Origin of the sequence: Mesorhizobium sp. M7A.F.Ca.US.014.04.1.1, from assembly GCF_003998745.1 — a bacterium.
Taxonomy (GTDB): Bacteria; Pseudomonadota; Alphaproteobacteria; order Rhizobiales; family Rhizobiaceae; genus Mesorhizobium; species Mesorhizobium ciceri.
The window spans coordinates 1-5,557 of the sequence record NZ_RZRW01000398.1; the positions used below are offsets into that span (position 1 = coordinate 1).

The window sequence follows — 5,557 nt, forward strand, 5'->3', positions numbered from 1 at the left end:
AGGTAGCGACACGGGCGGCGCGGCGCCGGTTCGAGGAAAGTGCATGAAAACCGACATCAAGGTCGCGGTGGACAGGTGGGCTGCCGATCCGCGCATCACCGACTACGATTTCTGGCGCTCGCTCAAGAACGTCAACAATGAGATCTTCCACATCGCCAACAACAACGAGCCGATCCCGTTCGACATGATCCGCTGGCGCGCCATCCTGAAACAGGCGCGCATGAAGCGCGGCCACGCATAAGGTCCTCGAACGGAACAATCCCCGCAGGTCAAGCCTGGCGCCTCAACGCCGCCAGGGCCGAACGCGCCACCACCGGCGAGGACTGGATGATCGCCGTGTTGGTCATCGCGTAGGGAATGATGCGGTCGATCACCCGCTCGAGGTCGACCACCGACCCGACATGCGCCAGCGCGATGAAACAATCCTCTCCGGTTACGCGGTCGCATTGCACGATCTCCGGCAGTTCGCGGATGATCTCGGCCACGACGGCCAACTGCCCCGGCACTGGCCGGATGCGCAGCCATGCCGACAGCGGCAGGCCGAGTGCCGTCGGGTTGATCCTAACCGAATAGGCCTCGATGACGCCGCTTTCCTGCAGCCGCTTGATGCGCTCGGCCACACTCGGTGCCGACAGGCCCACCGAGCGTGCCAGCTCCGCCGTGCTGGTGCGCGCGTCCTTTTCCAGCAGGCGCAGGATCTTCATGTCGGCGGCATCGAGATCGGCGCTTTCAGTTCGAAGGCGCTTCATGGAAAACTCCTTTATTCCGGGAGAAAGATAGCCGAAAGAGCTAATCATCATCTATATAAATAGGCAAATCTGCCTGCGATACTGATCCGGTGGATGATCAAACGCAAGCTCTCGCGGCGACCCCTGCCCCGGGCAACTTCACCCTGGGCAAGCTGACGGAAAAACTGCCGCCGCATGTCTGGTTCGGCGTCAGCGCCGTCTTCCACTATCTCGGGCCGGCCTTCGCCGTGCTGCTTTTCCCGCATGTCGGCGTGCTCGGCATGGCGTGGCTGCGCATCGCCACGGCAGCACTCATCTTCGCACCCCTGACCCGTCCATGGCGAAGCTTCGCACGCGCCGATCGCACGACGCGGCTGCTGTTGCTGGCCTTCGGCGCCTGTCTGGCGGTGATGAACTGTTCGTTCTACCTGGCGCTCGACCGACTGCCGATCTCGCTGGTGGCGGCGATCGAATTCGTCGGCATCATCGGCGTCGCGGCGATCGGCCTCAGGAGCACGCGCAATCTCGCCGCCCTTGCCATCGCCGTCGCCGGCACCTTGCTGCTCATCGATGTCAGATGGTCCGACGATCCCATCGGGCTGTTCTGGGCCATCCTCAACGGGGCGCTGTTTGTCGGTTACATCGTACTCGGCCATCGCGTCGCCGCTTCAGGCGCCGGCAGCGGCATCGCCGGCCTGGGTGCTGCCATGGCGATCGCCTTCATCGTCGTGCTGCCGATCGGCTTCACCGATGCGCTGCCGGCCTTTTTCTCACTGCCGCTGCTGCTCGCCGCCATCGGCGTCGGCATCTGCTCGTCGGTCATTCCTTACATCTGCGACCAGCTCGCCATGTCGCGGCTGCCACGCGCGAGCTTCGCGCTGATGCTGTCGCTGCTGCCGGTCACCGCGACGCTGATCGGCGTCGTCGTGCTGCGCCAGATTCCGAGTTTTATCGATTGCCTCGGCATTGCGCTGGTGGTCGCCGGCGTCGCCTTCCACAAGCCGGCATCGGCCGGCTAACTCCGGAGGCCTGATTCTCGGTACGAACTGCGACAGGAAGGCTCAAGATTGAACCAAATCGGCGTCTGATCCGTTGTCACCCGCGAAAATGGCTTGGAGTGACAGAATGGAATGGAAACGGACCAGGGAGCCTGCCGACGCATGGCACATGACGGACGATCTGCATGTCGAGCACGGCAAGGGCGATCCGTTCGCGGCGGCTATCCGCGCCACCCGCATGTCGATGATCATTACCGATCCCCGACAGCAGGACAATCCTATCGTGTTCGCCAATGACGCTTTCCTGCGACTGACCGGATATGAGCGTCATGAGGTTCTGGGCAGGAACTGCCGCTTCCTGCAGGGACCGAAGACCGACAAGGCCGCTGTCGAACAGATACGCGCGGCGATCGAGGATGAAACCGATGTCAGCGTCGATATCCTGAACTACCGCAGGGACGGCTCGACCTTCTGGAACGCGCTCTACATCAGCCCCGTTTCGAACGACAAAGGCGATTTGCAGTTCTTTTTCGCATCGCAGCTCGACGTCTCGGATCGCAAACAATCGGAGAGTCGCATCAACGCGGACAAGGACCGCTTCGAAAAGGCGGTGAAGGAACGCACCGCGGAACTGGAAGCCGCCCTCGAGGCGCAGACCACCTTGCTGCATGAGGTGGATCACCGGGTGAAAAACAACCTGCAGATGATCTCTTCCCTCATCATTATGCAGCGGCGGACCATACGGGACGAAGCGATCAGGCGTTCGTTGACCACCATGCTGGAGCGCATCGAAGCCCTGAGCACCGTGCATCGGCGGCTTTATCAGTCGAAGGACGTCAGCAAGTTCGATGTGGCGGATTTCGCCAAGGATCTGGTGACAGACCTGCTGACGGCGTCGGGGCGCTCTGAGATCAGTCCGGCTCTCGACCTGGAACCGATCGTCATTTCCGCGGAAAAGGCAACGCCCGTCGCTCTGATGGTCAACGAACTCGTCACCAATGCTCTCAAGCATGCCTTCAAGTCCAAGCCCGACGGAATGTCGGCCGGCCGCCTGGGCATCAAAATGAGCCAGCCCGACGGCCACTTGAATATCGAGGTGTCGGACGACGGCGTCGGCATGGCCGACGCCAACGGCGATGCCTCGTTCGGCATGCGGCTGATCAAATCGCTCGCCCGCCAGTTGCATGCCGAGATCGAATGGCGCGACACCGGCCCCGGCACGAAGGTCGTTATCTCGATCCCGAACGAACCTCAGGAAAAAGGGAATGTGTCATGATTGAGCCGCTCAAGGTCCTGATCATCGAGGACGAAGCGCTGCTGGCAATGGAGCTGGAGAGCCTTGTCGAGGACGCCGGCCACAGCGTCGTCGGCTGGGCGACCTCTTCGGCGGAAGCCATGGCCATGGCGGATGCGACCGAAGCCGATATCGCCTTCGTCGACATCCATCTGAGTGACGGGCCGTCCGGCATCGACGTGGCCAAGTACATAGGCGAAAGGAAGAGTTCGACGGTGGTGTTCATGACCGCCAATCCGAAGCGCATCCCCGATCATTTCGCCGGCGCGATCGGCGTCATAGCCAAGCCTTACACGATGAACGGGCTGACGTCGGCGTTGCGGTACCTGCAGGAAGGCATGCGCCGCCCGCCCCCCGTTTCGGCGCGGCCGGCCGGCTTCACCCTGTCGCCGGCCTTCGAAACCGCCTGGGCGCCGGCGGCATGACAGCTGAAGTCATTTCAGTTTTTCCCGAAGGAAGGCGATCGTTCTGCCCCAGGCGAGGTCAGCCGCCTTCTTGTCGTAGCGCGCCGCCGACGTATCGTTGTTGAAGGCGTGGTTGGCGCCTTCATAAACATAGACCGTGTAGTCGACATGCGCCGCGTCGAGTTCCTTCTTGAAGGCGTCGATGCCGGCATTGATGCGCTCGTCGAGTCCGCCATAGTGCAGCAGCAAGGCCGCCTTGATCTTGGATACATCGGCGGCCTTCGGCTGCATGCCGTAATAGGCAACGCCGGCACTGAGATCGGGCGCGTTGACGGCCAGCATGTTGACCGTGCCACCGCCCCAGCAGAAGCCGATAGCGCCGACCTTGCCGTTGCCGTCTTTGTCGCTCTTGAGGAAAGCGACGGTCGCAACACCGTCAGCGATGGTCTGCGCCGGATCGAGCTTGCCGAACATGTCGCGCGCCCTGTCTTCGTCGGTCGGCGTGCCGCCGAGCGGCGACAGAAAATCCGGCGCCAGCGCCACGAAGCCTTCCAGCGCCACGCGCCGCGCCACATCGCGGATATGCGGGTTGAGCCCCCTGTTCTCATGCACGACGATGACGGTACCGAGCTTGCCCGTCTGGTTCGCCGGCTTGACCAGATAGCCCTTCATCTCGCCGCTGCCGCCGCGGTAGCTGATGTCCTCGCCCTTCACGCGCGGATCGTTGTCGGCGACGATTCCTGCTTGCGCCGAATTTGCCGCCAGAAGAGGCGCGATCGCCGCCGCCGCCGCACCTGATCCGGCAAGCCGGGTCAACTGCTCCATGAACCGGCGGCGATCGAGCGTCAGATGCGTGTACTCGTCATAGGCGTCGATCATCGCCTGGGTGATGGTGGGCTTGGCGTCGGGTCTCGTCATGGATGGGCTCCTCTGCTTCGGGCTTCAATTCCCAGCTACATAGGGACCAAGCCGGCATCATCCAGTCGAGCACTCATCGCTGCCGTCGATTGCCTCAGGCGTATGCCGCCGGCCGCGTCCGGGCAGCAAAGCCGGTGCCCATGCGCGGCCGTGTCATCACTTTTTAGTCATTGGCGATAAATCCTGCTGGCGCTGCCACAATCGTGAAGGAAGGTGGCTATCGACGGTATCTTGACCGCGTGCCTCAGACCCAGAAGGAAGCGAGACCATGACCATGCCTTCCCCGATCCTCGCCAGCGCGGTCGTCCTTGCGGGGGCCGCCGCTTTGGCCCTACGCTCGATGGTTGTGAATGCAGGCAGACTATCGTTGATCAGGGTCCGCACTGAGCGGAACCGCAACACGAAAACCCAGGGTTGAGGTGACGCCATGAACGTCCAGGACATCGTCAACACCGTTTCGCAGAAGGCGGGCCTCGACCAGGCGACGACGGAGAAAGTCGTCGGCACCATTTTCTCGGTGCTCGAACACGAGGCGGAAGGCACCAGCGCCTCGGCGTTCTTCGCCAAAATCCCCGGCGCCGACGACCTCGCCCATCAATATGACGTCATGGCCGCCGCTCCGGCCGGCGGTGGCGGTTTTCTGTCGTCGTTGCAGGGCGCGCTTGGCGGCGTTCTCGGCGAGAAGGCCGGCGCGCTGATCAACGGCATCGCCGCGCTCAAGGCATCCGGGCTCGACATGGCGCAGATCCAGAAGGCCGGCGCGACGCTGATCCAGCAGGCCGAAGCCGCCGCCGGCCCCGACCTGACCAACAAGGTGCTCGGCTCGGTGCCCAGCCTGAAGGGTCATTTGGGGATTGGCTGATCGACAACGGGCCGATCGGAAGATTCCCGCCCCTCATCGCCCAGTCGGGCACTTTTCCCCGTCACTATGCGGGGAAAGGACACCGGCACAGATGAGGGGCGGCGCGACCTCTGAAAGATCGCGTCACCCTGTCGCCCCTACTTCGGCAGCGCGTAGGCCATCACATAGTCACCCGGCTTGGTGCCGACCGAACCGTGGCCGCCGGCGACGATGACCACGAACTGGCGGCCGTCGGCGACCGTATAGGTCATCGGCGTCGATTGCCCGCCGGCCGGCAGCCGCGCCTGCCACAGCTGCTTGCCCGATGTCAGGTCGTAGGCGCGCAGATAGTCGTCGACTGCGGCCCCCAGGAA

General features: G+C 63.1%; 8 protein-coding genes. 5 read left to right on the top strand and 3 right to left on the bottom strand.

Annotated features, from left to right (window positions below):
- The first annotated feature begins 43 nt into the window (after nt 1–43).
- On the top strand, nt 44–241 hold the full coding sequence (locus EOA22_RS23125; protein WP_127390240.1) for a hypothetical protein: 198 nt from the start codon (nt 44–46) through the stop codon (nt 239–241).
- 28 nt (nt 242–269) lie between these two features.
- Here the strand turns inward: EOA22_RS23125 and EOA22_RS23130 are convergent, their stop codons facing one another.
- On the bottom strand, nt 270–749 hold the full coding sequence (locus EOA22_RS23130; protein ID WP_013531005.1) for an Lrp/AsnC family transcriptional regulator: 480 nt from the start codon (nt 747–749) through the stop codon (nt 270–272).
- 143 nt (nt 750–892) lie between these two features.
- Here EOA22_RS23130 and EOA22_RS23135 point away from each other — a divergent pair, with 143 nt between their 5' ends.
- From EOA22_RS23135 to EOA22_RS23145, 3 genes are all read left to right on the top strand, one after another.
- A complete protein-coding gene (locus EOA22_RS23135) occupies nt 893–1,747 on the top strand; it encodes a DMT family transporter (RefSeq protein WP_164747161.1) in 855 nt (284 codons plus the stop codon).
- 106 nt (nt 1,748–1,853) lie between these two features.
- The gene (locus EOA22_RS23140; protein ID WP_027160613.1) at nt 1,854–3,002 is read left to right on the top strand and encodes a histidine kinase dimerization/phosphoacceptor domain -containing protein; all 1,149 of its coding nucleotides are present in this window, start codon (nt 1,854–1,856) and stop codon (nt 3,000–3,002) included.
- Nucleotides 2,999–3,445, top strand: coding sequence for a response regulator (locus EOA22_RS23145; protein WP_063168287.1), 447 nt, complete (start codon nt 2,999–3,001; stop codon nt 3,443–3,445). Before EOA22_RS23140 ends, EOA22_RS23145 begins: the two co-directional genes overlap by 4 nt.
- A gap of 9 nt (nt 3,446–3,454) precedes the next feature.
- On the opposite strand, the gene EOA22_RS23150 is transcribed toward EOA22_RS23145, so the two are convergent.
- Complete coding sequence (locus EOA22_RS23150) at nt 3,455–4,342, bottom strand: dienelactone hydrolase family protein (protein ID WP_063168288.1); 888 nt, start codon at nt 4,340–4,342, stop codon at nt 3,455–3,457.
- Nucleotides 4,343–4,769: 427 nt separating this feature from the next.
- On the opposite strand from EOA22_RS23150, the gene EOA22_RS23160 reads away from it, so the two are divergent.
- Complete coding sequence (locus EOA22_RS23160; RefSeq protein WP_013530999.1) at nt 4,770–5,204, top strand: hypothetical protein; 435 nt, start codon at nt 4,770–4,772, stop codon at nt 5,202–5,204.
- A 137-nt stretch (nt 5,205–5,341) separates the two neighbouring features.
- Here EOA22_RS23160 and EOA22_RS23165 read toward each other — a convergent pair.
- On the bottom strand, nt 5,342–5,557 hold a 216-nt coding region (locus EOA22_RS23165), incomplete at its 5' end, for a PQQ-binding-like beta-propeller repeat protein (RefSeq protein WP_164755751.1).

What these genes read in the sequence shown, in the direction of transcription:
- EOA22_RS23125 (WP_127390240.1), top strand. Translation starts at nt 44, where the DNA reads ATGAAAACCGACATCAAGGTCGCGGTGGACAGGTGGGCTGCCGATCCG.
- EOA22_RS23130 (WP_013531005.1), bottom strand. Translation starts at nt 749, where the DNA reads ATGAAGCGCCTTCGAACTGAAAGCGCCGATCTCGATGCCGCCGACATG.
- EOA22_RS23140 (WP_027160613.1), top strand. Translation starts at nt 1,854, where the DNA reads ATGGAATGGAAACGGACCAGGGAGCCTGCCGACGCATGGCACATGACG.
- EOA22_RS23145 (WP_063168287.1), top strand. Translation starts at nt 2,999, where the DNA reads ATGATTGAGCCGCTCAAGGTCCTGATCATCGAGGACGAAGCGCTGCTG.
- EOA22_RS23150 (WP_063168288.1), bottom strand. Translation starts at nt 4,342, where the DNA reads ATGACGAGACCCGACGCCAAGCCCACCATCACCCAGGCGATGATCGAC.
- EOA22_RS23160 (WP_013530999.1), top strand. Translation starts at nt 4,770, where the DNA reads ATGAACGTCCAGGACATCGTCAACACCGTTTCGCAGAAGGCGGGCCTC.